The sequence below is a fragment of the Microbacterium oleivorans NBRC 103075 genome, assembly GCF_001552475.1.
Taxonomy (GTDB): Bacteria; Actinomycetota; Actinomycetes; order Actinomycetales; family Microbacteriaceae; genus Microbacterium; species Microbacterium oleivorans.
This window is the reverse complement of the sequence record NZ_BCRG01000002.1, coordinates 17,488-42,013: the sequence shown is the minus strand read 5'-3', so window position 1 is coordinate 42,013 and position 24,526 is coordinate 17,488. Positions and strand designations below refer to the sequence as shown.

The window sequence follows — 24,526 nt, the reverse complement described above, 5'->3', positions numbered from 1 at the left end:
CGCGCAGGGTCAGCGCGTCAGGATGAGCGCTTCACCCTGACCACCGCCGCCGCAGAGACCCACCGCCGCGGTACCGCTCCCCCGGCGGGCGAGTTCGTGCACGGCGTGCACCACGAGGCGAGCGCCCGAGGCACCGATCGGGTGACCGATCGCAATTCCGCCGCCGTGGATGTTCACGATCGACTCATCGACACCCAGTTCACGCTGCGACTGCGCGACGACCGCGCCGAACGCCTCGTTGATCTCCACGAGGTCGAGGTCGGATGCCGCGACCCCCTGACGTTCGAGCGCCTGCGCGATAGCGCGCGAGGGCTGCGAGTGAAGTGAGTTGTCGGGCCCGGCGACTTGGCCCGCGGCGCCGACGGCTGCCAGGACCGTCCACCCTTCGGCATCCGCTCGGGCCCGCGTCGTCACGACGACAGCCGCCGCCCCATCGGAGATCGGGGAGGCATTGCCTGCGGTGATGTCGCCGTCTTTCGAGAAGGCGGGACGGAGAGCCGCGAGCGTCTCCACCGTCGTGCCGGGGCGGACGCCCTCGTCGGCCACGACGCGAAGCGGGTCGCCTTTGCGCTGCGGCACCGCCACGGGCACGATCTCGGCGTTGAAGACACCCTGCTCGGCCGCCGCCGCAGCGCGCTGGTGCGACAGCGCGGCGACGTGGTCCTGCTCCGCGCGCGTGAGGCCGAGCGCGGGGTTGTGCTGTTCGGTGGAGAGTCCCATCGAGATCCCGTCCGCGGCATCCGTCAGTCCGTCGAGCGCCATGTGGTCCAGCACCTCGATCGAGCCGTAGGTCCACCCATCGCGAGATCCCATGAGCAGGTGGGGCGCGCGTGACATGGATTCCATTCCGCCGGCGACGACGACCGCGGCATCCCCGGACGCGATCATCCGCTTGGCGTCGATAATCGCGGTCAGACCGGACAAGCACACCTTGTTGACGGCGGATGCCGGAACGTTCCAGCCGATCCCCGCCCCGAGCGCCGCCTGCCTCGCCGGGTTCTGCCCCGAACCCGCCGGGAGCACCTGACCCATGATGACGGCGTCGACGGCGGCAGGATCCACCCCGCTGCGCTCGAGGGCGCCGCGGATCGCGAATGCCCCCAGCTGCGGGGCGGAGAAGGACGACAGCGCACCTTTGAGTTTTCCCTGCGGGGTGCGCGCTGCTCCGACGATGACGATCTCTTCGCTCATGACTCCACCTTCGCACCGTCCAAGAGAAGGAGCTCGGGCTCCGTGGCATCCCGAACCTCCTCCACGCTGACTCCTGGCGCCGTCTCGATGAGGACCAGCCCCTCCGAAGTGACGTCAATGACGGCGAGGTCGGTGATGATGCGGTCGACGACGCCGCGGCCGGTCAGCGGCAAAGTGCAGTCGACCACGATCTTCGGGGACCCATCGCGGGCGACGTGCTCCATCAGGACGATCACGCGTTCGGCGCCATGGACGAGGTCCATCGCTCCACCGGGGCCCTTGACCATCTTCCCGGGGATCATCCAGTTGGCCAGGTCGCCGGTCGCCGAGACCTGCATGGCACCGAGGATCGCGGCGTCGATCTTGCCGCCCCGGATCATCCCGAAGCTCAGCGCGGAGTCGAAGAAGGCCGCGCCGGGCAGCGTCGTCACCGTCTCCTTTCCCGCGTTGATGAGATCGGCGTCGACGTCCTCCTCCCGTGGGTACGGACCGACTCCGAGGATGCCGTTCTCCGACTGCAACACCACGGTCACCCCGTCGGGTACGTGGTTGGGGACGAGCGTCGGCAGCCCGATGCCGAGATTGACGTACGAACCGTCTTGCAGTTCGACCGCGGCACGCGCCGCCATCTCGCTCCTGGTCAACGCCATGTCACTTCCCTTCCGCCGCGACGGTGCGTCGCTCGATGCGCTTCTCGATGTCGGAGCCGACCGCCACGATGCGATGCACGAAGACACCCGGGAGGTGAACCGCATCCGGGTCGAGCGCGCCTGGCTCGACCAGCTCCTCGACCTGGGCGATGCAGATCCGGCCTGCCATCGCGGCGAGCGGGTTGAAGTTACGCGCCGCCTTGGTGAAGACGAGGTTGCCGTGACGGTCGCCCCGCAGGGCGTGGACGAGGGCGAAGTCGGTGGTGATCGCCTCTTCGAGGACGAACTCCTTGGCACCGCCGGCGACGTCGAACGTGCGGACGTCCTTCGGCGCTGACGCGACGGCGACTCCCCCGCTGCCGTCGTACCGGCGCGGGAGTCCTCCCTCGGCGACCTGCGTGCCGACGCCCGTCTGCGTGTAGAACGCGGCGATGCCGGCGCCTCCGGCACGCAGCTTTTCCGCCAGGGTGCCCTGCGGGGTCAGCTCCAGCTCCAGCTCACCCGAAAGGAACTGCCTCTCGAACTCCTTATTCTCGCCGACGTAGGACGAGGTCATCTTTCGGATGCGTCGCGCCCGGAGGAGGACCCCCAGTCCCCAATCGTCAACCCCGCAGTTGTTCGACACGACGGACAGGTCGCGGGTGCCCTGGGCGAGTAAAGCCTCGATCAGAACGATCGGGTTGCCCGAAAGCCCAAAGCCGCCGACGGCGAGACTCGCGCCGTCCGGGATGTCCGCCACAGCCTCCACCGCGCTCGCCACCGTTTTGTCGATCACTGCGCACTCCCTCGTGTCGGTCGTTACCAGCATGCGTCGTCCGGGCCAGACACCACGAGGATTTCATTGCGATGTGGTCACCAGCGCGCCTAGGGTCCACATTGTGGACCGACCGACAGCAACCGTCCCCGGCGCCCAGGCCATCGCTCGTGCCGCGCACCTGCTCCGCCTCGTCAGCGCGGCGGGGATGACGGGCAAGGGCGTCCGCGAGCTGGCTGCCGACGCTGGGCTGACGCGGACGACCGCGCACCGCCTGCTCTCCGCGCTGCGCGCTGAGGGTCTCGTCGACCAGGACGAGCGGACGGCGCGCTGGCTCGCCGGTCCCGAACTGTTCCTCATGGGGGCTGCAGCCGCCCCCCGCTACGACGTGACTCACGTGGCCGGCGACATCGTGCGCTCTCTCGCCGTGAAGACGGAGGAGAGTGCGTTTCTCTCCGTCCGTCGCGGCGACGAGTCGGTCTGCCTCGTCCGCGAAGAGGGCTCGTTCCCGATCCGATCCTTCGTGCTCAGCGAAGGGGTCCGCTTCCCGCTGGGCGTCGCCTCAGCGGGACTCGCCATCCTGTCGTTCCTGCCCGAGGACGACACGGACGCGTACCTCAGTCGGCATCCCGAGCTCTCGTCACGGTGGGGACATACCCACGATGCGGCATCCCTCCGCCAGCGCATCGCCGAGACGCGCGACCGTGGATACGCGGTCAATCCGGGCCTCATCGTGCCCGGGTCATGGGGCCTGGGCGCAGCCGTCTTCGATCACGCCGGACGGCCCGCGTGGGCGCTCAGCCTGACGGGCGTCGAGTTCCGGTTCGGTGCGGACCGCCTCCCCGAGCTGGGTCGACTGCTCCTCGCGCACGCCCACCAGCTGACGACTCGCGTGCAGTCCGTCCGCCGCGGCTGAGCGGGATCAGAGTCCCGCCGTCTCCAGCCACCGGAGCCAGACTTCGCTCACCGTCGGGTAGGCGGGAACCGCGTGCCACAGGCGGTGCAGCGGAACTTCGCCGACGATGGCGATGGTGGCTGAATGCAGGAGCTCGGCTACGTCGGGCCCGACGAAGGTGGCGCCCACCAGCACGCCGCGATCGGTATCGATGACGGCTCGCGACATCCCCTCGTATCGATCCGAATGCGTGCTCGCACCCGCGACCCACGACAGGTCGTAGTCGACCACCTGAACGTCGATCCCGGCAGCACGAGCGGATGCCGCGGTGTGTCCGACGGCCGCGACCTCGGGATCCGTGAACACGACCTGCGGGACCGCGCTGTGGTCAGCGGTCGCCGCCAGCGGACCCCACGGGGAGGTGTCGACGTCCGCCGAGGCCGCTCGACGTGCGATGACGTCCCCGGCGACCCGCGCCTGGTACTTTCCCTGGTGCGTCAGGAGGGCTCGGTGGTTGACGTCGCCGACCGCGTAGAGCCAGCCGCTGCCAGGGACACGGAGGCTGTCGTCCACGGAGATCCATGACCCCGGCTCCTGACCGACGACGTCGAGCCCGATGTCCTCGGTGCGGGGCACGCGACCGGTCGCGACGAGGATCTCATCGGCAAGGATCTGGGAACCGTCGCTGAGCGACACCGTGACCTCGGCGCCCGAACGCTCGATACGATCCACCTCGACGCCGGTACGGATGGTCGCCCCGGCAGCGGTGAGCGCCGCACCGACCGCCTCGCCCGCGAAGTCCTCGAGCCCACCGAGCAGGGTCGAGCGAGCGATCACGGTCACGGCTGCCCCGAGGGCGGTGAAAGCGGTCGCCATCTCTACCCCGACGACTCCTCCGCCGAGAACGACGAGGGAGGACGGCACCACGCGGACCCCGGTAGCCTCACGACTCGTCCACGGCGCAGCGTCCCGCAGTCCCGGGATGTCGGGGATGAGCGCGGCGGATCCGGTGCAGACGGCCACCGCGTGTCGCGCGCGGAGTGTCGTCGTGGTCCCATCGGGCGCTTCGACCGTCACTTCCTTCTCCCCGGAGAGACGGCCATGGCCGCGCACCAGGTCGATCCCCGCCTTCTGCAGCCACGACACCTGGGAGGTGTCCTGATAGTCGCTGACCATGCGGTCGCGGCGCGCCAGCACAGCGCCGACATCGAGGTGACCCGTCACCGCCTCTGCGGCGCCGGCCACGTCGCGGGCTGCGCGAAGGGCGGCGGGGGCGCGCAGCAGCGCTTTCGAGGGCATGCACGCCCAGTAGGAGCACTCGCCACCGACGAGCTCGCTCTCGACGATCACCGCCGTCAGGCCTCCGCGTACCGCCCGGTCGGCGACGTTCTCGCCGACGGGTCCGGCTCCGATGACGACGAGATCGTATTCGCGTGTGCTCATCACATCACCGTAGCGACGGCACGGCTCCGTCGGGCCGGAATCGCCCATTGCCATACGCGATGTGTGACGTCAATGGTCGGCGGGGACTGCCCCGATGTCCGGGGTCTGTGGTTTGCTGAAACACCGGTCGAAAGGACCCCTTATGGCGATCGAGTTCCGGTCCGTCACGAAGCGCTTCGGCGACGGCGCACCCGCCGTCGACGATGTCTCGCTGGAGATGCCGGCTCGCAAGACGACGGTCCTGGTCGGATCCTCAGGGTGTGGCAAGACCACCCTCCTGCGGATGATCAACCGTCTGATCGAGCCCACGTCCGGCGACATCGTGATCGACGGCGAGTCGATCCGGTCCCGCGACGCCGTGCAGCTGCGGCGGAGCATCGGTTACGTGCTTCAGAACGCGGGCCTCCTGCCGCATTACACGGTGGTCGACAACATCGGCACCGTCCCCGTTCTGACCGGGCAGACCCGTGCGGCGGCACGACGTCGAGCGCTCGAGCTCATGGAGGTCGTCGGGCTCGACACCGCTTTCGCTGATCGCTATCCCGCGCAGTTGTCGGGCGGCCAGCAGCAGCGCGTCGGCGTGGCGCGGGCTCTCGCCGCCGACCCCAACATCCTCTTGATGGACGAGCCCTTCGGGGCCGTCGATCCGATCGTCCGCAAGGAACTTCAGGCCGAGGTCATCCGCCTGCAGCGAGAGCTGGACAAGACGATCGTCTTCGTCACCCATGACATCGACGAGGCGTTCCTCCTCGGCGATCAGGTCGTGATCCTCCAGAAGGGCGCTCATATCGCTCAGCGCGGCACCCCGTCGGAGATCATCGAGTCGCCGGCAGACGAGTTCGTCGCGAGCTTCATCGGGACGGATCGCGGCGCGCGCGCCTTCCGCGCGAAGCAGACCCCGAATGGAACAGTCCTCGTCGACGGGTCGGGGCGGACTCAGGGTGTGCTCCTCCCCGACGCGTCGGAGGACACGAGGTGACGACCCGATGAACTGGGTGCTCGACAACCTCGACCTGATCGGGCGGCTGACGCTCGCTCACCTTCGCCAGAGCGCCATCGCGATCGTTCTCGGCTTCGTGATCGCGATCCCCTTCGGTTGGGCCGCGTTCCGCTTCACACGTCTGCGCGGAACGCTGCTCGGTGTCGTCGGCATCCTCTACACGATCCCGTCCTTCGGGCTGTTCGCGCTCATCAGTGCGACCACGGGTATCGGCCTCCTCTCGGAGACGAACCTCGTCGTCGCGCTCACGATCTACGCCGTGGCGATCATGACTCGATCGGTCACCGACGGTTTGGCATCGGTGGACGCCGCGGTCCGAGGCGCCGCCGTAGCCGTCGGTTTCGGGCCGGTTCGCCGGTTCTGGACGGTCGATTTCCCATTGGCGGGTCCCGTGATGCTCGCCGGCCTGCGTGTCACGGCCGTCTCGACGATCTCCTTGGCCACCGTCGGCGCGCTGATCGGTGTCCAGAACCTCGGGTACCTGTTCACGAACGGCTCCCAGCGACGGATCATCCCGGAGGTGCTCTCGGGGGTCCTCGCCGTCGTGATCATCGCCCTGCTGATCGACCTCATCCTCGTCCTCGCCGGCCGCGCTCTGATGCCGTGGACCCGCCGCATCCGCACCCCGCGTGAGCGCGCACAGGTACAGGAGGTGACCGCATGAACGTCTTCCTCGAGGCCTTCGCGTGGATATTCTCCCCCGACCGCTCGACCGGCTACCTCCCGCTGTGGGAGGCGATCGTGCAGCATCTCGGCTTCACGTTCGGGTCGGTCGCCATCGCGGCAGCGATCGCCGTCCCGGCGGGGTGGGCCATCGGACACACGGGTAAGGGACGCGAGATCGCCGTCTTCCTCTCCGGAGCCGCCCGGTCGCTCCCCTCGCTCGGACTCGTCGTCCTTCTCTACCTCGTTATCGGCGTGAACTTCAAAGAACAGGCTGCGTTCGTGGCCTTCGTCCTCCTCGCCATCCCATCGATCCTGGCCGGCGCATATGCCGGCATCGAGGCGATCAACCGGTCAACGATCGAGGCGGGACGAGCGGTCGGGATGACGCCCCTGCAGGTGTTGTGGAAGATCGAGATCCCCCTCGGACTGCCGCTTCTGATCGGAGGCATCCGCTCTGCCGTCCTGCAGGTGGTCGCTACCGTCACCATCGCCGCCTACGTCGGCCTCGGCGGTTTGGGCTTCTCACTCATCCAGGGCATTCAGACCCGGGATGCATCGCAGATCCTCGGCGCGTCCATCGTCGTCGTCGTCCTCGCGCTCGCCCTCGACGGGTTGTTCGCCGTGTTCCAGCGCGTCGTCGTCCCCCGGGGCGTCGCCGTCCAGAACTTTCCTTCCGCGCGTCGCCGCACCCGGCGCACGTCCGTACCCACCGCCTGAGCCCCAGGCATCCTGACCACCACCCCATCCGGAGGCATCCATGTCCATCACACGCAACCGCATCCTGCCCACCGTCGGCCTCGCCGCCGTCGCCGTCTTCGCCCTGTCCGCCTGCGGCTCGAGCGACTCCCTCCAGGGCAGCGGCTCGAACAACAACGGCGGCAATGGCGGCGAGACGTCGAAGACGATCGTCGTCGGCTCGCAGGCCTACCCGTCAAACGAGATCATCGCCGAGATCTACGCGCAGGCGCTCGAAGGAGACGGGTTCACGGTCGAGCGGAACTTCTCCATCGGCCAGCGCGACGCCTACATGCCCTCGCTCGAAGACGGCTCTATCGATCTGTTCCCCGAGTACACCGGCAACCTGCTGCAGTACTTCGACAAGGACGCCAAGGCGACCACGGCCGACGATGTCTACGCGGCGCTCGAGAAGGCCCTTCCCGACAACCTGAAGGCGCTCGACTACTCGCCGGCGACCGACCAGGACTCGTACAACGTCACGGCTGCCTTCGCGAAGAAGAACAACCTCACCGAGATCGGCGACCTCGCCGGCATCACGGGATTGACGTTCGGCGGAGCACCGGAGCTCGAGAAGCGTCCGTACTTCACCGACTTGGAGAAGGTCTACGGCGTCACCGCGAAGTTCGAGGCCACCGCCGACACGACGGTCGACGAGCTCGTCGCCGGCAACATCCAGGTCGCCAACGTCTACAGCGCGGACCCCGCCATCAAGACGAAGGACCTGGTGACCCTGAAGGACCCCAAGGGTCTGTTCCTCGCCTCGAACGTCGTGCCCATCGCGAACGCCGACAAGGCAGACGAGATCGCGGGCGTCATCAACAAGGTCAGCGCGGCGATGAGCCCCGAAGAGCTCGTTGCCATGAACGTCGAGTCGACCGTCGACCAGCGCTCCTCGGAGGACATCGCGAAGAAGTGGATCGCCGACAACCTCGGCTGACCCATGACAGCTGAGGGCCCGCGGCCGACCGCCGGATCCGTCACCGTCGTCATCCCCGTGAAGGACGATGCGGCCGGACTCCGGCGGTGCCTGCGGGCCCTCGCGCTTCAGACCGAACCGGCAGACGAGATCATCGTGGTCGACAACGGCTCACAGGACGATTCCGCCCGTGTGGCCCGCGAGGGCGGAGCAATTGTCCTCGCGTGTGAACGCCCCGGCATCCCTGCCGCGGCCGCCGTCGGCTACGACGCTGCCGCCGGAGAACTGATCCTCCGTCTCGACGCAGACTGCCTTCCCGCCGCAACGTGGGTGGGGACCATGCGGACGTTCGCCGGACGGCGCCCGGACGTCGATGTCTTCGCTGGCGGCGCGCGGTTCATCGACGGCCCGCGCACTCTCCGATCGACGCTCGCCGCCGCGTACCTCGGCGTCTACGCGCTCGTGCTCACCCCGACGCTCGGCCACCTACCGCTCTTCGGCTCGAATCTGGGTATGCGTCGGGATGCCTGGCAGCGCGTGAGCGCGACGGTTCACCGTGACGACCCCGAGATCCACGACGATCTCGACCTTTCCTTCCACCTGGGAGAACGCCACCGGATCAGATTCGTCCCCGCAGCAGCAATGGGGATCTCGATGCGCCCGTTCTCCTCCGCCTCGGCGTTCCTCCAGCGGGTGGACCGTGGCCGCCGGACGGTCGTCCGCCACTGGCCCGCCGATTTCCCGCCGCTCCGGTGGGCCCGGCTCACCCGGCGCCGTACGGCGCGCCGCATCACGCCGTCGGAGCCGACCGGATGAGCAGTGTTCTGGGCGACGTCGATGACGACCTGCTTCACGTGGCGACGTTCAACGTGCGCCGCCCGCTCCCTCGACTGCTGACTCGATCCGTCGACCGTTGGGACCGTCGCCGGCCAGCGATGATGCAGGTGCTCTCGCGGGAGTCACCCAGCCTCCTCGGCGCGCAGGAGGTCCTCCCCGCTCCCGCGCTCGACATACGTCGCGCTCTCGGGCCCTCCTACGCCCGGATCGGTGCGGGCCGGCGACGCCGAGGACAGGGAGAGGGGTGCCCGATCTTCTTCGACCAGACTCGCCTGGAGCTCCTCGAGGGCCGACAGCTCGCCCTGTCGGACTCCCCGGATGAGGCGGGGTCCCGCTCCTGGGGCAATCCTCTTCCTCGTGCGATGGTCGTGGGAGTGTTCCGCGACCGCCGGACGCGCAGTGACCTCGCCGTCATCAACACGCATCTCGACCCGTTCTCCTCGCGATCACGTATCCGAGGAGCCGAAGCCGTTCGCCGGGAAGTCCGGCGAACGGGCCTTCCCACCGTCGTGATGGGAGATCTGAACGCGGGCGCGGGCTCGCCGGCCCTCGCTGCATTGCAGAGAAGCGACCTCTTGCTCGACGCGTGGGCTGTGGCGGCAGAGCGCGTCACCCCGCCGTACGGCACCTATGCGGGCTATCGGCCACCGGTGCGATTCGGTGCGCGTATCGACTGGATTCTGGTCACGACCGACATCGCCGTGGAACGCATCGGCATCGATGCCCGACTCGAGGATGGTGTCGCGCCGTCCGACCACCTGGCCGTCCACGCCGTGATAGAGGTGCCGCAGTGAGGAACGACTTCTTGCGTCCACCGACCACCGTCACGGAGTGGGCGGCCGACGGCATCCGCACCCTCGGCCTGCTGAGCGTGCTGGCAGCCTTCATCTGGTCGACGGCGACGGATGCCGGCATCCTCGCGCTCGCTCTCCCGGCCCTCCTGGTGCCGCGACTGATCGGTTCACGCCCTGGGTTCGATGTCCTCTTCGGCGCGACAGTGACGGTGGCCGCCTGGAGCAACGTCCTCGATCTCTACCGGACGATCGCGTGGTGGGACTTGGTGGTCCACTTCGTCGCCACGGGAGTCATCGCGGCGATGGCGCTGCTGCTCCTCCGGCGATTCGACGTCGTCGCCTCGCCGGGCACTCGCCGGAGCACCGTCGTCCTCGTCCCGACCATCGGCCTCGCGATCAGTGCCGTGTGGGAGATGATCGAGTGGCTGGGCAAGACCTTCCTCGCGCCCGACATCTTCGTCACCTACCGCGACACGATCGGGGACATGTCCATCGGTGGGCTCGGTGCGTTGCTGGCAGGCGTCCTGACCGCCGGCATCCCCCTCAGCCGGACCGCGCTCGTCGCGGCGAACAGGAAGGAAGAGCATGGCAGATCTGAAGAAGGGTGACCGCGTCAGCTGGAACACGTCCCAGGGGCGCACCCAGGGCACAGTCACGGAGCGCAAGACCAGCGACTTCACGTTCGATGGACAGCACTTCACCGCCTCCACGGAGGAACCCGCGTTCATCGTCGAGTCGGAGAAGACGGGGGCCCAGGCTGCTCACAAAGGGTCGGCGCTGAACAAGCTGTCGTCCTGACGCCGGATGCCGCTGCGGGCTCCGAACCCGGCGGCGGCATCCGGTGGGGACTTCTCCCCATTCCCTCGAGCCCGCGTCGTTCGTACTCTTTCCCCAGGAGGTGCGCGATGGGGATGATGTTGCCGAATGACCTCGTATGGGTCATGGAGAAGCTCGGATTCGATTGGCCGGACATCGACGAGGATGAGGTGCGAAAGGGCGCCGACCTCCTCCGCAACCTGGGCTCCGACCTCGAAGAGGTCATCCAATCCGTCGACCGCAAGGTCAACAACGACGTGAGCGCAGCGATTCAGGGCCAGACAGGTCCCGCAACAGTCGGAGCATGGACGGCGAACCGCTCCCAGAATCTGCAGAAACTGGTCGACCTCATGCCCCCGGCAGCCGTCGCCATGGACATCGGGGCGGAGGCCATCTTCGCTCTCAAGATGAAGGTCATCGTCGATGTGTCGTCGACGCTCATCACACTGGTGGCGATGCTGACCAACCCGATCACCGCTGCCGGCGCGGGCCCCATGCTCCTCATCAAGAAGAAGCTCCTCAACGCCGCGGTGGACATCGCCGTCGAGCAACTCCTCATGCAGCTCGCTCCGGCCGTGATCGAGCCCCTGTCCGAAGAACTGCCCGCCATCATCGACGCCGTCCTCGACGCACCCCTCGTCGAAGGCGCGGCTGGCGACTCGGACGAATTCCACGCCGATCTCGCGGCGCTCGAGTCCGCTCGGTCGGATATGAAGCTCCACGGCGCCGACATCCAGAGCATCACGACGACGTTCTTCGCGGATTTCTCCGCGCTCGATTTCGGAGGCGATTCCTGATGAGCGCACTGAAGCCCGTCTTCCGCGAAGCCCGCCAAGCGGTCATCACGGGTGCTGGCCGCATGAAAGACAAGCTGCACCAGCTCGCCGACAACATGGACGGCCATCTCGACACGATCGTTCGCCGCGTCCGCGACGAGGACAACTTCAACGACGCGGTCGTCACGACCCGCAACGGCAACGCCAAGGTCACCGTCTACGACCCCCAGACGAACCGTCCCATCACCGAGTACGGACACATCCGAGAAGACTTCGGCAGTTCGACGCGCGGCGACAACGCCACGGACATCGGACGGCTCGGCGACGGAGGCTACGACGGCGGGCACCTGGGCGCCCACCGCTTCTTCGGCGACACACCGAACCCGGGTATCGTCCCGCAGATCGCGAACCTCAACCGAGGCGCCTGGAAGACGATGGAGAACGAATGGGCGGACTGGACCTCCAAGGGCTATCAGATCGACTACACCATCGATGTGTACCCGCCCGGCGCGACCGTCCCTGATACGTTCGAAGTCGTCTACACGGTCACCGACCCGGTGACGAACCGCGTCCGGTATCAGAACACCCCGCACTTCTACAACCAGCCTGATCAGGTCTTTGACCGCATTCCCTCGCGGGACATGCCCTGACGCTGACGGGCGACAAGGAGCGACATGACCACCGATCCCACCGCAGACCTCATCCGGGCCGTCGTCACTCACATGATCGGCGCGGCGGATGACTGGAAGTCGTTCTCGATGGTCATCAGCCTGGGCGGGGGCCGACTCAGCGCCGTGTCCGGTTTCGCGTACTCACCCGATGGCGCGGTCTCTGCGGTCACGGCTCGCCCGTCTCAGATCATGCCCGCCGTCGAGGCCTACCTCGCGGACCGCTACCCCGACGGACAGGCTCTGCCCGTCAAGTTCCTGGTGCAGTTCGATCGCGACGTCAAGGCGTACGAGATCACCTTCGAGGACTCGGATGCGTCCCGGTGGAAGGTGACCCCCGCCAACCTCGACGCGATCGAGGCGGAGTTGCGCCCGACGCTCGGCTGAGATCCGCGCGGCGCGGCGCGCGGCATCCGCTCATCTTGCAGGGCGGAGAATCGACGCATGCCCATCGTCGACAACGCCGTGTACGTGGACGGCCGCCGCATCCAGGATCCCGCGAACCTCACTGAGACGTTCGAGCACATGCGCGACCACCAGGGCATGGCGTGGATCGGCCTGTACCGTCCCACCGAAAAAGAGGTCGCTGCTGTCGCCTCGGAGTTCTCCCTCCACCCGCTCGCCGTGGAAGACGCCCTGACCGGTCACCAGCGAGCGAAGCTGGAGCGCTTCGGCGATGTCCTGTTCGCGGTCCTCCGCCCGGCCCACTACGACGACGCCAACGAGTCGGTGGCGTTCGGGGAGCTTCACGTCTTCGTCGGGCCGGACTTCGTCGTGACCGTCCGCCACGCGGACTCCCCCGACCTGGCCCAGGTCCGGGCCCGCATGGAGAAGCAGCCCGAACTCCTCCGGATGGGCCCCGAGGCGATCCTCTACGCGATCCTCGATCAGGTGGTCGACGAGTACGCCCCCGTCCTCGCCGGAGTCGAGAACGACATCGACGAGATCGAGGAGAAGCTGTTCGGCGGTGACGACGCCGGGTTGTCGCAGCGAATCTACGCGCTCGCGCGCGAGGTCATCGGCCTTCACAAGTCCACCCTCCCCCTCGACGACATGCTGCAGCGCCTTCTCCAGGGCTCAGACAAGTACGGGGTGGACATCGAGCTGCAGCGGTCGCTCCGGGACGTGCTGGACCACGTCATCCGCCTCAACGAGCGCATCGTCGCGTTCCGATCCATCCTCGACAACGCGCTCACGGTGCATTCCACGCTCGTCACGCAGCGTCAGACCGACACCTCGCTCGAACAGAACGAGCAGGTCAAGAAGATCTCCGGGTGGGCGGCGATCCTGTTCGGGCCGACCCTCGTCGGAACGATCTACGGCATGAACTTCGACAATATGCCGGAACTGCACTGGACCTATGGCTACCCGATGGCGCTCGGACTGATGGTCGTCAGTTCGGTCGTCCTCTACGTGATCTTCAAGAAGAAGCGATGGCTCTGAGAGGCCGTCCACTCCTCGAAAAGAAGAAGACCCCGGTCACTGGCGAGAGTGACCGGGGCCGTCCGTGCACCCCCTCGGACTTGAACCGAGAACCCACTGATTAAGAGTCAGTTGCTCTGCCGATTGAGCTAGAGGTGCGTGATTCGAATAACTCGAACCGAGGGTCAACACTAGCATCACGATCAGGTACTCCGCCAATCGAGGCCCCAGGCGGACGCCGTATCCTGGAGGCGTGACGCCCCCTCCCCCTTCGACGGACTGGAACGCCCCCTACGACGGCGACCTCAGAGACGACCTGGCCTTCGCCCTTCGCCTCGCGGATGCCGCGGACCGCGTCTCGATGGAACGCTTCGACGCCGCCGATCTCGAGATCAGCACCAAAGCGGACGCCACACACGTGACCGAAGCCGATCTGGCGACCGAGCGTGCCATCCGCGAACTCCTCGCCCGCGAACAACCGGCGGACGGGATTCTCGGTGAGGAATACGGCACGAGCGGCAACACGCGACGTCAGTGGATCATCGACCCCATCGACGGCACGGCGAACTATCTCAAGGGCATTCCGATGTGGGCGACCCTGATCGCTCTCGTCATCGACGGCGTCCCCCGTGTCGGCGTCGTCAGCCAGCCGGCGATCTCGCGCCGATGGTGGGGGGCGACGGGCGAGGGAGCTTGGACCTGCGGCCCCGACGGATCGACTCGGTCTATCCGCGCCTCGACCGTCGCCACGATAGAAGAGTCGAGCATCAGCTTCCAGAGCATCGGTCAGTGGGATGCCGTGGGTCGCACAGACGACCTGCTGCGGCTTTCTCGCGCAGTCTGGCGCGACCGCGGCTACGGGGACGCGTGGCCGTACATGCTGCTCGCGGAGGGCCGTCTCGAGTTCGTGGCGGAGTTCGGCGTCCGCGAGTACGACATCGCCGCACACGTGCCGATCATCCTCGAGGCCGGCGGCCGCTTCACCGACATCGACGGGGCGGAGCGCCTCGACTCGCGTTCGTCGCTCGCCACGAACGGCATCCTCCATGACTCGTTCCTCGGGATGCTGCAGACGTGAGGGCTCCCCGGGCGCGCTCGCGGCGTGCGGTGATGGTCCTCGCGGCGGTCGTGTCCACGGCTGCCTTCACGACCGGGTGCGCTCCTCAGGGGGGCCCGAGTACCGCTCCCGGCGCAAGCGCCTCCCCCGACGCCCCCGGCGCTCCGCCCGTCGCGTCGCCGACGATAGACCCCGAGGACGTCACGTGCGAGAACATGCTGTCGTCCGAGACCGTGGACACGTTCACGGCGACGGGCTGGACCGTCCGCGAGGATCCGTTCGTGATCCTCGACCTGGAACTCCCGCAGGGCACATCCTGCACCTGGGGTGATTTCACCTCCCCCACGAACGATGACCTGGTGCTCTTCGGGTGGTCGCCGATCAGCGATGCCGATGCGTCCGCTACACGGACAGCGCTCGAAGCGGAAGGTTGGCTCCTCGAAGACGACTCCCGAGGCGTCCTGGTCACCGAGGACCCTGCATCCGCCCTGCGCGTCGATGACGAGGGGTACGGAATGACCTACCTCTTCCGTGAGGGGTGGGTCGAGGTGTCGGACACCAAGCAGGGTCTCGACCTCATCGACCTCGGGTGAGCCAACGACGAAGCCCCCGATCCGAGAACGGATCGGGGGCTTCTGCTCCGTGACAACGGTTCGTGGAGATGGGGGGAATCGAACCCCCGTCCATCGCTGAGAGACGGCGTCTTCTCCGGGCGCAGTCTGTAAATGGCGTTCTACTCGGCCCCGACACTTCGTACAGACACATGAGTCGACGAGCCCAGCCTGAAAAAGTCCCGCGTGACGCTCAGGCGACGCCGCGCAGCGAGATCCCTTAAATGACGCCAGGGACCATGAGGGGATCACTCACGGACTGACGGACTCGAGCTAGCTGCTTACGCAGCGAGGGCGAAGTCGGACTGCTTCTTATTGGCAGTTATTGGTTCGCAGAGATCGTTTACGAGATAACCCTGCATCCTCGGCCCGCTTCTCGCAGAGTCACAGGCGATGTCGAAACCGATCATCCCCGCAACGCCTGGCGGCGCATGGACCGTTGTCACTCTGTGGAGTTGTCATGCTTCGGGCACCGCGGCGTCCGAGCATCCCAGACTACCACCGTCCCGACTCGTCTCATCCGTCGAGGAAGTTCTCCGCTGCCAACGGGGCGATCTCGACGCGCTCCGCATCGGCGCGTGCAGCCCAGCGGACTTCCACGATCTCGGCCGCGGCGACGGGTGTCTGGTCGGAGATCGAGACCTCGAAAACGTCGGCTACGACGGAGTGACCCGGTTCGTTCGCGGCGTCGGCCCGGAAGACTCCGAGCGACCGGAGGTCCGCCAGGTCGACCTCGACACCCAACTCTTCTCGGAGTTCACGGACGAGCGTCTCCGCCGGCGTCTCACCGGCCTCAGGTTTGCCGCCCGGCTGCATGAACGCGGTCGTCCCCGACTTGCGGACCAGGAGCAACCGACCGTCGACGTCTCGGATCACCGCAGCCGAGACACGGATGGAAGGAGCGGATGCGGCGTCGGAGGGGAGCACGCGAAAACGCTAACAGGCGTCCCGACGTACAATCGCATGTGCTCCCCGACATCTCCCCCGACGACCAGGGGATCGATCCCGCTGATCTTGCCACGACTCTCCGTGTGCTCGCCGAGCTCTCATCCCTGCCGCAGACCCACCCCGACTTCATCGAGGTCCGACAGGCAACCGCCGCCATGTTCAAGGCTGCGAAGAAGGAGCGGCGACGGGAGATCCGTGCGGCGATCGCCAACGCGGACCGCGATGTCGTCCACGCCACCGCCACCGGGGCCCCCGACCGCATCGACGATGAGACCCGCGGCATCCCTATCGCGACCCGCACCGCCGCACCGATCGCAGGGGTCCTGAAGAAGGCGCGCGGCTGCTACATCTGCAAGCAGCCGTACACGATCGTCGACGCGTTCTACCACCAGCTCTGCCCCGAGTGCGCAGCGCTCAGCCACGCGAAGCGCGAAGCCCGGACCGATCTCTCCGGCCGGCGAGCCCTGCTCACCGGCGGGCGGGCGAAGATCGGCATGTACATCGCGCTCCGCCTCCTCCGAGACGGCGCACATACGACCATCACGACGCGTTTCCCGCGCGATGCCGTGCGGCGTTTCCGCGCCCTCCCCGACTCCTCGGACTGGATCGACCGTCTGAAGATCGTCGGGATCGATCTACGCGACCCGGCACAGGTGATCGCTCTCGCCGACGATGTCGCCGCCGCCGGCCACCTCGACATCATCATCAACAACGCGACCCAGACCGTGCGCCGTTCCCCCGGCGCCTATCAGCCCCTGGTCGACGCCGAGCTCGCGCCTCTCCCGGACGGCCCCCTCCCCGCACTCGTCACCTTCGGCCACACGAACGACCAGCACCCTGAAGCGCTGGAACGATCCGTGAGTGCGCACCCGATTCTCGCCGCCGCCGCCGACCGCGCCGAGACGCTGACCCGCGAGGCGATGGCGGCCGGATCGACCTCGCTCGATCGGCTGGCGGCGGGCACCGCGATCGATGCGGGCGGGCTGATCCCTGACCTCGACCATTCCAACTCCTGGGTTCAGCGGGTCGAAGAGGTCGATCCTCTCGAGATGCTGGAGGTCCAGCTCGCGAACACCACCGCACCGTTCCTTCTCATCTCCAAGCTCCGGCCATCCCTCGCGGCGAGCTCAGCGCGGCGCACGTATATCGTCAACGTCAGCGCGATGGAGGGCGTCTTCGATCGCGGCTACAAGGGGCCGGGGCATCCGCACACGAACATGGCCAAGGCTGCCGTCAACATGCTGACGCGCACGAGCGCACGGGAGATGTTCGAATCCGACGGCATCCTGATGACGAGCGTGGACACCGGGTGGATCACCGACGAGCGTCCGCACCCGACGAAGGTACGACTCGCTGAAGAGGGATTCCACGCTCCGCTCGACCTCGTCGACGGCGCGGCGCGGGTGTACGACCCCATCGTGCGGGGCGAAGCCGGTGAGGACGTCTTCGGCGTCTTCCTCAAGGACTACGCACCAAGCCGATGGTGAGTTCGCTCCCCGAACCGGGTACACGCGTCGTCGTCCGCTACCTCCTCCCGGACGGTCGCGCGACGGATGCCTTGGGTGAGCTCATGAGCGCAGAGTCCGACGTGGTGGTCGTCGACGGCAAGCGTGGGATGGAGCGCATCCCCCGTGGGGCGATCATCGCGGCGAAGGCCGTGCCCCCGCCGCCCGAGCCGCGGCGCCGCTGAGCCTCAGTCGCCCAGGCGGTTGCGGCCGCGCATCGCCCGCTCGGCCTCGCGCTTGTCTTCGCGCTCGCGGATCGTCTGACGCTTCTCGAACTCGCGCTTACCCTTGGCGACAGCGATCTCGACCTTCGCGCGACCGTCGGAGAAGTAGAGCTTCAAGGGGATCAGGGTGTAGCCCCCCGCGGCGACCGCGTGGGACAGCTTGATGATCTCTTCCTTGTGCAGCAGCAGCTTGCGGGTGCGCTTGGCGGCGTGGTTCGTCCAGTGCCCCTGCGAGTACTCGGGGATGTGCACCGCGTCGAGCCAAGCCTGTCCACCGTCGATGAACGCGTAGCCGTCGCTGAGGTTCGCACGCCCCTGTCGCAGCGACTTCACCTCAGTGCCGGTCAAGACGAGACCCGCCTCATACGTCTTTTCGATGGCGTACTCGTGGCGCGCGCGACGGTTGGTCGCGACGACCTGTTCCCCGCGTTCCCTGGGCATGATGACTCCTCGACGCGGCCACGCTCCGCGCGCGACCGGCCTGCCAGTCTAACGGAGCGCTGCGCCTACGTGCGCAGCCATCTGCGTATCGCGAAGCTGGCCGAGAGCGCGGCGAGCACCAGACCGAGGCCCACGACGACCGGGATGACGAGGACTGCATCCCTACCGTCGATCCAGGTCGTGACGAAGTCGATCTCGTTCACGAGGTATCCGTGTACTCCGTACTGCACACCCAGCCAGATCGTCACGCTCGCGAGCGCCGACCCGAGGAAGGCGGCGAAAACACCCTCGAGGATGAAGGGGGTCTGGATGAACCGGTTCGAGGCACCCACCAAGCGCATGATCCCGAGCTCTTTGCGCCGTGCGTACGCCGACAATCGGATCGTCGTCGCAATGAGGAGGACTGCCGCGACGAGCATCAACCCTGCGATCGCGACCGCGAAGTATGTGGCGATCGTGAGGGCCGAGAAGAGCGGCTGCAAGTACTCCAGCTGGTCCTTGACCTCTTCGACGCCATCCATGCCCTTGAAGGCCTCATCGATGACGTCGGTCTGGGTCGGGTCGACCAGGTTCACCCAGTAGGTCTCGTTGAGCTGAGCCGGGGTGATGAAGTCTTTGTAGTCCTCACCCATGAGGTCGAGGACGTTCTGGTAGGCCTCATCCCGCGTCTCGAATCGAACGCTTCGGACGATGCCATCCAGAGCGGGACTCTTCAGCTTGTCCGCGACTGCGGCCAGCTGCTCCTTGGTCGCTTCGCCGTCGCTGCAGGTCGTCTGCGTGGAGCCGTCGCGGCACATGAAGATCGCTACCTGGGCGCGCTCGGCCCAGTAGCCTTGCATCTTCGCGATCTGCATCTGCATGAGCATTGCGGCGCCGACGAAGGTCAGCGACACGAAGGTGACGAGGATGACCGAGATCACCATCGAGGCATTGCGGCGAAGACCTGTCAGCGCTTCGCCCAGAACGAGGCGGACTCTCATGCTGTCGGACCCACTTCGTCGTCGTCGCGGCGCCCGAGGCCCAGCCGGTCGGCTGCCCCGAGTCCGTCGATGTCGGTCAGATCGATGTCTGCCGGCGTGATCGGGATGCCGCGGGTTCCGGTGTCCGGCTCGGACGACGGAGCTCCGGCATCCGAGGTCTGCTCCTCGGCCCGGACGGACTCCGACGCGACGGGCGCGTCTCGGACGACCGCCACGGGAGGCAAAACGGCGTCGGGCTGAGGAGCGGGAGGCTCGACCGGCTCGGGCAACGGCTCCACCGGACCGGTGTCGCCCGACGACGCGATCTGCTTCTGCAGTTCGAGGACGGCTGTGAGAGCCGCCGTCGCCGCCGCTCCCTTCACTGTCTCCGGAGTGAGAACGGGCAATCCGGAAGTATCGCCGTAGCCGCCGTGTCGCTCGTCGCGGACGACGACGCCGCCGCTGAGCTCGATGACGCGGCGCTGCATCTGGTCGACGAAGCCGGCCTCATGGGTCGCCATCACGACCGTCGTCCCGCCCGCGTTGATCCGGGCGAGGAGCTGCATGATGTCGATCGAGGTTCCGGGGTCGAGGTTTCCGGTCGGCTCGTCGGCGAGGAGAATCTGCGGGCGGTTGACGATCGCGCGGGCGATCGCGACGCGCTGCTGCTCGCCGCCGGAGAGTTCGTGCGGCAGGCGCTTCTCCTTGCCGGCGAGTCCGACGAGCGCGAGCGCCTCGGGAACCGACTGCTGGATGAACGCCCGACTCGACCCGATGACCTGCAGGGAGAAGGCGACGTTCTGGAACACCGTCTTGTTGGGCAACAGGCGGAAGTCCTGGAACACCGAACCGATGTGACGGCGGAAGTACGGAACCTTCCGGGTGCTGAGCCCGCGGACGTCTCGACCGAGCACGACCACACGCCCGTCGGACGCGGTGTCCTCTCGGAGGATGAGGCGGAGGCACGAGGACTTCCCCGAGCCGGAGGCGCCCACGAGGAACACGAACTCCCCGCGCTGAACGTCGAATTCGACGTCGCTCAGAGCGGGCTTGCTGGTGCCGCGGTAACGCTTGGAAACCTTTTCGAACCGGATCATGGCCTCACGAGCCTAAGCGCCGGGCCGACGGCATCCGTCAGCGACACTCCCAGGCACTCAGGGGGCTGACAGGGTTCCTCGCACGATCGAGTCCCCGGAGTGTCCCGGGTCGCCGTCGACGTTCTCTTGCGAGATGTCGACGACGGTGAAGCGCGACAGATCGATGTCGTCGGGGATGTCGAAGCTGCCCGACGAACCATCGAGGACGCCGATGCTCACGAGATCGCCCGCGTCGGCGGTCAGCAGCCACACTTCGCGATATCCGTCATCCGGAACGGAGGCGTCGAGGTCGACGACGACGCGGTCGTGGCCGTCGACGCGCTCCAAGAGCGCCTCCCCCGCAGCTCCCGCCCAGGACGGGAACCCGTCGAGCTTCGCTTCGGAGATCACTTCCGGCCGCGGGACGATCCCACCCGTGGCCCAGACACCGGCGACGATGGCGACGACCGCGGCTCCCGCCGCCGCCAGCACGAAGAAGACCGGCCGACGACTCATCCGCCGGCCGCGCGGAGCGCGGTGCGAGCGCGATGAGGACGGTCCGACGGATGCCGCCGGTGCCGGCGCGAGCGAGGACGCACCGCGCGCCGGCTCGTCGACAGGCAGGGAGAGTTCGGAGCGGATCGATTCCCACACGCGGTCCGGCGGGGTCAGCAGGGGCTGGCCCTCGCCCGTGGCTCGGCCGGCGACGACGGCCCTCGAGAAGGAGGAGACCTCGGCGGAACATTCGGGACAGGCATCCAGGTGCCGGCTCTCGTCAGCCGACGGCTGCTCCCCCATGGCGAGGAGGGCCGCGACCTCGGGGTCAAGATGTGACATGGTGCGCCTCCAATCGGCTTCGCAGGCGGGTGAGACTTCGGCGGATGTGGCTTTTCACGGTACCGAGCGGCATGTCGAGCCGCTCGGAGATCTGCTGGTGCGTCAGATCCTCATAGAACGCGAGAGCCAACACCGCGCGCGCGTCGGGTTCGAGCTGCGCGACCTCGTCAGCCACGAGCATCGCGTCGGAGACGTCGTGCTCGACGGCAACCTCCGGCGCGACCGCCTTCAGTGCTTCTTCGAGTCTCGCCGTCCGGGCCCGCGCTTCATGGGCGTCGGCGATGCGCCGGCGCGCGATGGTGATGAGCCACGCCCCGAGCGGAGCCTGGCCGGGCCGGAAAGACGAGTGAGATGTCCATGCCGAGACGAACGTCCGCTGCGTGACATCCTCGGCTTCCGTGGTGTCTCCGAGTGAGCGGACCGCGAGGGTGTAGACGATGCGCGACCAGCGGTCGTACATGGCTTTCACCGCTCTCTCGTCGCCTGCCGCGAATCTCTCCGCGAGCTCCATGTCGTCGTCTACGGCCTGCTCCTTCCGTGCAGCGAGCCGGGGCTCGATCGTCAGACTCATGATCGTGCCCGTGCAATGAGCACCACGTTATCGCTGTAGGTACGGGTCTGCTGGTCGAAATCACCACCGCACGTGATCACAGCGAGCGTCCGGGGACCCTCTCGGGTGAACAGCTCCTCCACCGGGAGCTCAGCCCGCGGAATGTATGTCACGGACTCGGTGACGTAGTCGGTCGCCGTGCCATCGGCATCCGTCACGGTCACGACATCGCCTTCGCGGGCCTCCCGCAACTTGGCGAGCGGACCGATGCCGTACACGCGGTCGTCGACGTGCGCGGCGATGACCGTCGTTCCCCGATCGTCGGCGGGGGCCATTCCGAACCGGTACCAGCCTGCTACGGATGGACGCTCCGGGATCTGCATCTCACCGCTTCCCTCGACCCCTACCGGCTGGACGCGCATGTCGACCCCCAGAGACGGCAGCTCGAGCCGATCGGGGGTGGGGGCGGGGGCATCGGCTTGCGGGGTCGCCGGCGCGACCGGGACGGATGCCTGCGGTGTGGGGGATGCAGGCGTCGGGGGGACCGTCCCGGCCGCGGCGGAGCCGGTCTCGGGGGCGGACATCGTGCCCACCTCCGAGACCGGCGCGCAAGCCGCGAGCATCATGACCGTCAGAGTGACGGCGATGACGGGTACGCGGCGCATATTGATTACCTCAGCGACGAGCCTTGGCGGCACGCGTCGCGAACACACCACCGGCGGCAAGGCCGGCGATCAGAGCAGCACCACCGGCGAAGAGCCAGCCGTTCGTGCCGTTCTCCGCGACGAGGCCGGCCGAACCGGTGTTCACGCCGCCGGGGCCGGAGTGCAGGCCGTCGATCGTCTGCGTCGCGAGCGCGAGGTTCCCTGCTTCCGCTGAGCCCCAGGCGTAGACCACGGTCAGCTCGCCTTCGCTGACGGCGACGTCAGCCGGTCCGATCACGGGGTCGGTGGTGCCGGCGAGGGCGACCGAGGCGCTGACGTTGCCCGCGGGCAGGTCGAGCGACTTCTCGTTCGGGTTCTCGAGTCCGGTGATCACGGCGTCGCCGCCCGCGAGGACATCCACGGCCGGCGCGGCTGCGACGTGACGGACGGTGAGACGTCCTTCACCGGCAGCCGTCTTCGAGGTGTCGTTGGTGAACAGGTTCGCGGTCGGCTGGCCCGCGGCGTCGAGGTGCGCCACCGCGGTGTAGTTCTTCCCCGCCTCGAGAGTGAGGTCGATGGGCCCGAGGACAGGAGCGGAGTCGTCGGTGGCGTCAGCGGCGGTCAGCGCCACCGAGTAGGTGCCACCGGGCAGCTCCAGGGGACCGCCGAGGTCACCGGGCTGGAAGTCGTCGATCGTCAGCTTGCCGTCGACGTAGACATCAACCGGTGTGTCCGGGATCGCGTGCAGAACAGCGAGATCGGCATTGTCCGCCGTAGCGGCGGAGGCCGGTGCGAATGCCGCGAATGCCACCGCGGCACCGAGCGCCACGCCTGCAGAGAGTGTCTTGCGCATGGGAAACTCCTTCTGATCCGGCGCGAGCTGTTCGCGCTTTCACAGAGGTATTCCCCCGGCTCACCCGATGTGGATGCAGCTGGATGAGAAAAGGTCGGAAAAAATCCCCGACGTCGACTCAGTCGTCGTCCTTGCGCTTGCGCCAACGGATCCCGGCGGCGATGAAGCCGTCGAGGTCACCATCGAAGACGACGGCAGGGTTCCCGACCTCGTGCCCGGTACGCAGATCCTTCACGAGTTGCTGGCCATAGAGGAAGTAGGAGCGCATCTGGTCGCCCCAGCTCGCGGTGATCGTCCCGGCGAGTTCCTTCTTCTTCGCCGCTTCTTCTTCCTTCTGGAGCAGCATGAGCCGGGTCTGCAGGACGCGCATCGCCGCGGCGCGGTTCTGGATCTGGCTCTTCTCGTTCTGCATCGAGACGACGATGCCGGTCGGAAGGTGCGTCAGTCGCACGGCCGAGTCGGTCGTGTTGACGGATTGACCACCGGGGCCGGACGAGCGGAACACGTCGACGCGGATGTCGCCCTCGGGGATGTCGACCTCCTGCGCCTCCTCCATGACGGGGATGACCTCGACGGCGGCGAAGCTGGTCTGCCGCTTGTCGGCGGAACCGAACGGGCTGATGCGCGCGAGACGGTGGGTGCCCGCCTCTACGGAGAGGGTGCCGTAGGCGTACGGGGCGTCGACCTCGAAGGTCGCCGACTTGATGCCCGCGCCTTCGGCGAACGAGGTGTCCATCACCTTGACGGAGTACTTGTGGCGCTCAGCCCAGCGCAGGTACATGCGCATGAGCATCTCGGCGAAGTCGGTGGCATCGTCGCCGCCCGCGCCGGAGCGGATCGTGACGACGGCGCCCCGGTCGTCGTATTCGCCGTCGAGAAGCGTCTGCACCTCGAGCTGGCTGATGACCTTCTCGAGGTCGGTGATCTCCCGTCGGGCCTCTTCCGCGGATTCCTCGTCTTCCATCTCCTGCGCGAGCCCCACGAGAACCTCGACGTCGTCGAGGCGCTGCTCGACCTCGGCGACGCGCTTCAGTTCGGTCTGCCGGTGGCTGAGGGCACTGGTGACCTTCTGCGCCTTGTCGACGTCGTCCCAGAGATCGGGGGCACCCGCCTCCTCGGACAGACGGGCGATCTCGGCGGTGAGGGAGTCCACGTCGACGACGGACTTGATGTCGCTGAAGGTGGAACGGAGGGCGTGGATGTCCGCGGACGGATCGAATTCGAGCATGGCAGTCCCAGAGTAACGTGGATGGTG

30 protein-coding genes, 1 tRNA gene and 1 other RNA gene are annotated in these 24,526 nt (G+C 67.4%); 17 read left to right on the top strand and 15 right to left on the bottom strand.

Going from position 1 to position 24,526, the window contains the following annotated elements; genetic code table 11:
* Positions 1–9 precede the first annotated feature (9 nt).
* From MO1_RS02755 to MO1_RS02745, 3 genes are read right to left on the bottom strand one after another with little or no spacing between them, the layout of a single operon-like run.
* Positions 10–1,191 carry an acetyl-CoA C-acetyltransferase gene (locus MO1_RS02755; protein ID WP_036309300.1) on the bottom strand — a complete coding sequence of 394 codons (1,182 nt, stop codon included), beginning with the start codon at positions 1,189–1,191 and terminating at the stop codon, positions 10–12.
* The gene (locus MO1_RS02750) at positions 1,188–1,841 is read right to left on the bottom strand and encodes a CoA transferase subunit B (protein ID WP_165697926.1); all 654 of its coding nucleotides are present in this window, start codon (positions 1,839–1,841) and stop codon (positions 1,188–1,190) included. The genes MO1_RS02755 and MO1_RS02750 overlap by 4 nt, the downstream gene beginning before the upstream one ends.
* 1 nt (position 1,842) lies before the next feature.
* Positions 1,843–2,616 (bottom strand): CoA transferase subunit A, encoded by a 774-nt coding sequence (locus MO1_RS02745; RefSeq protein ID WP_036309302.1) that lies wholly within the window; start codon positions 2,614–2,616, stop codon positions 1,843–1,845.
* A 103-nt stretch (positions 2,617–2,719) separates the two neighbouring features.
* On the opposite strand from MO1_RS02745, the gene MO1_RS02740 reads away from it, so the two are divergent.
* Positions 2,720–3,511 (top strand): IclR family transcriptional regulator, encoded by a 792-nt coding sequence (locus MO1_RS02740; protein ID WP_036309304.1) that lies wholly within the window; start codon positions 2,720–2,722, stop codon positions 3,509–3,511.
* 6 nt (positions 3,512–3,517) lie between these two features.
* Here the strand turns inward: MO1_RS02740 and MO1_RS02735 are convergent, their stop codons facing one another.
* Positions 3,518–4,933, bottom strand: coding sequence for a dihydrolipoyl dehydrogenase family protein (locus tag MO1_RS02735; RefSeq protein WP_060915299.1), 1,416 nt, complete (start codon positions 4,931–4,933; stop codon positions 3,518–3,520).
* A 142-nt stretch (positions 4,934–5,075) separates the two neighbouring features.
* Between MO1_RS02735 and MO1_RS02730 the strand changes: the two genes are divergently transcribed.
* The 12 genes from MO1_RS02730 (at position 5,076) to corA (ending at position 13,587) form a co-directional block, all read left to right on the top strand.
* Complete coding sequence (locus MO1_RS02730; RefSeq protein ID WP_036309306.1) at positions 5,076–5,912, top strand: ABC transporter ATP-binding protein; 837 nt, start codon at positions 5,076–5,078, stop codon at positions 5,910–5,912.
* Between the two features lie 7 nt (positions 5,913–5,919).
* On the top strand, positions 5,920–6,597 hold the full coding sequence (locus tag MO1_RS02725; protein WP_060915164.1) for an ABC transporter permease: 678 nt from the start codon (positions 5,920–5,922) through the stop codon (positions 6,595–6,597).
* Positions 6,594–7,316 carry an ABC transporter permease gene (locus tag MO1_RS02720; protein WP_036309310.1) on the top strand — a complete coding sequence of 241 codons (723 nt, stop codon included), beginning with the start codon at positions 6,594–6,596 and terminating at the stop codon, positions 7,314–7,316. The genes MO1_RS02725 and MO1_RS02720 overlap by 4 nt, the downstream gene beginning before the upstream one ends.
* A 40-nt stretch (positions 7,317–7,356) precedes the next feature.
* Entirely contained in the window at positions 7,357–8,274 is a 918-nt protein-coding gene (locus tag MO1_RS02715) for an ABC transporter substrate-binding protein (RefSeq protein WP_036309313.1), read from the top strand.
* Between the two features lie 3 nt (positions 8,275–8,277).
* Entirely contained in the window at positions 8,278–9,069 is a 792-nt protein-coding gene (locus MO1_RS02710) for a glycosyltransferase family A protein (protein WP_060915163.1), read from the top strand.
* Positions 9,066–9,884, top strand: a complete 819-nt coding sequence (locus MO1_RS02705; protein ID WP_060915298.1) for an endonuclease/exonuclease/phosphatase family protein — start codon at positions 9,066–9,068, stop codon at positions 9,882–9,884. Before MO1_RS02710 ends, MO1_RS02705 begins: the two co-directional genes overlap by 4 nt.
* Before the next feature lie 11 nt (positions 9,885–9,895).
* A complete protein-coding gene (locus MO1_RS02700) occupies positions 9,896–10,492 on the top strand; it encodes a DUF2238 domain-containing protein (RefSeq protein ID WP_255209209.1) in 597 nt (198 codons plus the stop codon).
* Positions 10,470–10,682: a hypervirulence associated TUDOR domain-containing protein gene (locus MO1_RS02695; RefSeq protein ID WP_060915161.1), complete on the top strand. Its 213-nt coding sequence runs from the start codon at positions 10,470–10,472 to the stop codon at positions 10,680–10,682. The genes MO1_RS02700 and MO1_RS02695 overlap by 23 nt, the downstream gene beginning before the upstream one ends.
* A gap of 113 nt (positions 10,683–10,795) precedes the next feature.
* Positions 10,796–11,497: a WXG100-like domain-containing protein gene (locus MO1_RS02690; protein WP_036309487.1), complete on the top strand. Its 702-nt coding sequence runs from the start codon at positions 10,796–10,798 to the stop codon at positions 11,495–11,497.
* On the top strand, positions 11,497–12,126 hold the full coding sequence (locus MO1_RS02685) for a DNA/RNA non-specific endonuclease (RefSeq protein WP_036309319.1): 630 nt from the start codon (positions 11,497–11,499) through the stop codon (positions 12,124–12,126). The genes MO1_RS02690 and MO1_RS02685 overlap by 1 nt, the downstream gene beginning before the upstream one ends.
* Positions 12,127–12,150: 24 nt before the next feature.
* A complete protein-coding gene (locus tag MO1_RS02680) occupies positions 12,151–12,531 on the top strand; it encodes a hypothetical protein (protein WP_036309321.1) in 381 nt (126 codons plus the stop codon).
* A 57-nt stretch (positions 12,532–12,588) separates the two neighbouring features.
* Positions 12,589–13,587, top strand: a complete 999-nt coding sequence (gene corA, locus MO1_RS02675; RefSeq protein WP_036309323.1) for a magnesium/cobalt transporter CorA — start codon at positions 12,589–12,591, stop codon at positions 13,585–13,587.
* 65 nt (positions 13,588–13,652) lie between these two features.
* Here corA and MO1_RS02670 read toward each other — a convergent pair.
* Positions 13,653–13,725, bottom strand: a tRNA-Lys gene (locus MO1_RS02670).
* A 94-nt stretch (positions 13,726–13,819) separates the two neighbouring features.
* Between MO1_RS02670 and MO1_RS02665 the strand changes: the two genes are divergently transcribed.
* Both MO1_RS02665 and MO1_RS02660 read left to right on the top strand, forming a co-directional pair.
* A complete protein-coding gene (locus MO1_RS02665) occupies positions 13,820–14,644 on the top strand; it encodes an inositol monophosphatase family protein (RefSeq protein WP_060915160.1) in 825 nt (274 codons plus the stop codon).
* Positions 14,641–15,216, top strand: a complete 576-nt coding sequence (locus MO1_RS02660; RefSeq protein WP_060915159.1) for a hypothetical protein — start codon at positions 14,641–14,643, stop codon at positions 15,214–15,216. The genes MO1_RS02665 and MO1_RS02660 overlap by 4 nt, the downstream gene beginning before the upstream one ends.
* 60 nt (positions 15,217–15,276) lie before the next feature.
* Here the strand turns inward: MO1_RS02660 and ssrA are convergent.
* Both ssrA and MO1_RS02650 read right to left on the bottom strand, forming a co-directional pair.
* Positions 15,277–15,648, bottom strand: a transfer-messenger RNA (tmRNA) gene (ssrA, locus tag MO1_RS02655).
* 102 nt (positions 15,649–15,750) lie between these two features.
* Entirely contained in the window at positions 15,751–16,161 is a 411-nt protein-coding gene (locus MO1_RS02650) for an NUDIX hydrolase (protein ID WP_036309329.1), read from the bottom strand.
* A gap of 38 nt (positions 16,162–16,199) precedes the next feature.
* Here MO1_RS02650 and MO1_RS02645 point away from each other — a divergent pair, with 38 nt between their 5' ends.
* Positions 16,200–17,669 (top strand): SDR family NAD(P)-dependent oxidoreductase, encoded by a 1,470-nt coding sequence (locus tag MO1_RS02645; protein WP_036309330.1) that lies wholly within the window; start codon positions 16,200–16,202, stop codon positions 17,667–17,669.
* Entirely contained in the window at positions 17,663–17,872 is a 210-nt protein-coding gene (locus MO1_RS02640; protein ID WP_036309332.1) for a putative acetyltransferase, read from the top strand. Before MO1_RS02645 ends, MO1_RS02640 begins: the two co-directional genes overlap by 7 nt.
* Positions 17,873–17,875: 3 nt before the next feature.
* Here MO1_RS02640 and smpB read toward each other — a convergent pair whose 3' ends face one another.
* The 8 genes from smpB to prfB all read right to left on the bottom strand — a co-directional run bounded on the left by smpB (position 17,876) and on the right by prfB (position 24,499).
* On the bottom strand, positions 17,876–18,352 hold the full coding sequence (gene smpB / locus MO1_RS02635; RefSeq protein ID WP_036309334.1) for an SsrA-binding protein SmpB: 477 nt from the start codon (positions 18,350–18,352) through the stop codon (positions 17,876–17,878).
* 65 nt (positions 18,353–18,417) lie between these two features.
* Positions 18,418–19,332: a permease-like cell division protein FtsX gene (gene ftsX / locus MO1_RS02630; protein ID WP_036309336.1), complete on the bottom strand. Its 915-nt coding sequence runs from the start codon at positions 19,330–19,332 to the stop codon at positions 18,418–18,420.
* The gene (gene ftsE, locus MO1_RS02625) at positions 19,329–20,408 is read right to left on the bottom strand and encodes a cell division ATP-binding protein FtsE (RefSeq protein WP_036309338.1); all 1,080 of its coding nucleotides are present in this window, start codon (positions 20,406–20,408) and stop codon (positions 19,329–19,331) included. The genes ftsX and ftsE overlap by 4 nt, the downstream gene beginning before the upstream one ends.
* 57 nt (positions 20,409–20,465) lie before the next feature.
* Complete coding sequence (locus MO1_RS02620) at positions 20,466–21,224, bottom strand: anti-sigma factor (protein WP_036309340.1); 759 nt, start codon at positions 21,222–21,224, stop codon at positions 20,466–20,468.
* Entirely contained in the window at positions 21,211–21,795 is a 585-nt protein-coding gene (locus MO1_RS02615) for an RNA polymerase sigma factor (protein WP_036309342.1), read from the bottom strand. Before MO1_RS02615 ends, MO1_RS02620 begins: the two co-directional genes overlap by 14 nt.
* On the bottom strand, positions 21,792–22,439 hold the full coding sequence (locus MO1_RS02610) for a class F sortase (protein ID WP_060915158.1): 648 nt from the start codon (positions 22,437–22,439) through the stop codon (positions 21,792–21,794). Before MO1_RS02610 ends, MO1_RS02615 begins: the two co-directional genes overlap by 4 nt.
* A gap of 10 nt (positions 22,440–22,449) precedes the next feature.
* A complete protein-coding gene (locus MO1_RS02605; protein ID WP_036309346.1) occupies positions 22,450–23,271 on the bottom strand; it encodes a DUF4397 domain-containing protein in 822 nt (273 codons plus the stop codon).
* A 118-nt stretch (positions 23,272–23,389) separates the two neighbouring features.
* The gene (prfB, locus tag MO1_RS02600; RefSeq protein ID WP_060915157.1) at positions 23,390–24,499 is read right to left on the bottom strand and encodes a peptide chain release factor 2; all 1,110 of its coding nucleotides are present in this window, start codon (positions 24,497–24,499) and stop codon (positions 23,390–23,392) included.
* Positions 24,500–24,526: the final 27 nt, after the last annotated feature.

What these genes read in the sequence shown, in the direction of transcription:
- MO1_RS02755 (WP_036309300.1), bottom strand. Translation starts at nt 1,191, where the DNA reads ATGAGCGAAGAGATCGTCATCGTCGGAGCAGCGCGCACCCCGCAGGGA.
- MO1_RS02750 (WP_165697926.1), bottom strand. Translation starts at nt 1,841, where the DNA reads ATGGCGTTGACCAGGAGCGAGATGGCGGCGCGTGCCGCGGTCGAACTG.
- MO1_RS02735 (WP_060915299.1), bottom strand. Translation starts at nt 4,933, where the DNA reads ATGAGCACACGCGAATACGATCTCGTCGTCATCGGAGCCGGACCCGTC.
- MO1_RS02730 (WP_036309306.1), top strand. Translation starts at nt 5,076, where the DNA reads ATGGCGATCGAGTTCCGGTCCGTCACGAAGCGCTTCGGCGACGGCGCA.
- MO1_RS02725 (WP_060915164.1), top strand. Translation starts at nt 5,920, where the DNA reads ATGAACTGGGTGCTCGACAACCTCGACCTGATCGGGCGGCTGACGCTC.
- MO1_RS02720 (WP_036309310.1), top strand. Translation starts at nt 6,594, where the DNA reads ATGAACGTCTTCCTCGAGGCCTTCGCGTGGATATTCTCCCCCGACCGC.
- MO1_RS02715 (WP_036309313.1), top strand. Translation starts at nt 7,357, where the DNA reads ATGTCCATCACACGCAACCGCATCCTGCCCACCGTCGGCCTCGCCGCC.
- MO1_RS02710 (WP_060915163.1), top strand. Translation starts at nt 8,278, where the DNA reads ATGACAGCTGAGGGCCCGCGGCCGACCGCCGGATCCGTCACCGTCGTC.
- MO1_RS02705 (WP_060915298.1), top strand. Translation starts at nt 9,066, where the DNA reads ATGAGCAGTGTTCTGGGCGACGTCGATGACGACCTGCTTCACGTGGCG.
- MO1_RS02695 (WP_060915161.1), top strand. Translation starts at nt 10,470, where the DNA reads ATGGCAGATCTGAAGAAGGGTGACCGCGTCAGCTGGAACACGTCCCAG.
- MO1_RS02690 (WP_036309487.1), top strand. Translation starts at nt 10,796, where the DNA reads ATGATGTTGCCGAATGACCTCGTATGGGTCATGGAGAAGCTCGGATTC.
- MO1_RS02685 (WP_036309319.1), top strand. Translation starts at nt 11,497, where the DNA reads ATGAGCGCACTGAAGCCCGTCTTCCGCGAAGCCCGCCAAGCGGTCATC.
- MO1_RS02680 (WP_036309321.1), top strand. Translation starts at nt 12,151, where the DNA reads ATGACCACCGATCCCACCGCAGACCTCATCCGGGCCGTCGTCACTCAC.
- corA (WP_036309323.1), top strand. Translation starts at nt 12,589, where the DNA reads ATGCCCATCGTCGACAACGCCGTGTACGTGGACGGCCGCCGCATCCAG.
- MO1_RS02640 (WP_036309332.1), top strand. Translation starts at nt 17,663, where the DNA reads ATGGTGAGTTCGCTCCCCGAACCGGGTACACGCGTCGTCGTCCGCTAC.
- smpB (WP_036309334.1), bottom strand. Translation starts at nt 18,352, where the DNA reads ATGCCCAGGGAACGCGGGGAACAGGTCGTCGCGACCAACCGTCGCGCG.
- ftsX (WP_036309336.1), bottom strand. Translation starts at nt 19,332, where the DNA reads ATGAGAGTCCGCCTCGTTCTGGGCGAAGCGCTGACAGGTCTTCGCCGC.
- ftsE (WP_036309338.1), bottom strand. Translation starts at nt 20,408, where the DNA reads ATGATCCGGTTCGAAAAGGTTTCCAAGCGTTACCGCGGCACCAGCAAG.
- MO1_RS02620 (WP_036309340.1), bottom strand. Translation starts at nt 21,224, where the DNA reads ATGTCACATCTTGACCCCGAGGTCGCGGCCCTCCTCGCCATGGGGGAG.
- MO1_RS02615 (WP_036309342.1), bottom strand. Translation starts at nt 21,795, where the DNA reads ATGAGTCTGACGATCGAGCCCCGGCTCGCTGCACGGAAGGAGCAGGCC.
- MO1_RS02610 (WP_060915158.1), bottom strand. Translation starts at nt 22,439, where the DNA reads ATGCGCCGCGTACCCGTCATCGCCGTCACTCTGACGGTCATGATGCTC.
- MO1_RS02605 (WP_036309346.1), bottom strand. Translation starts at nt 23,271, where the DNA reads ATGCGCAAGACACTCTCTGCAGGCGTGGCGCTCGGTGCCGCGGTGGCA.
- prfB (WP_060915157.1), bottom strand. Translation starts at nt 24,499, where the DNA reads ATGCTCGAATTCGATCCGTCCGCGGACATCCACGCCCTCCGTTCCACC.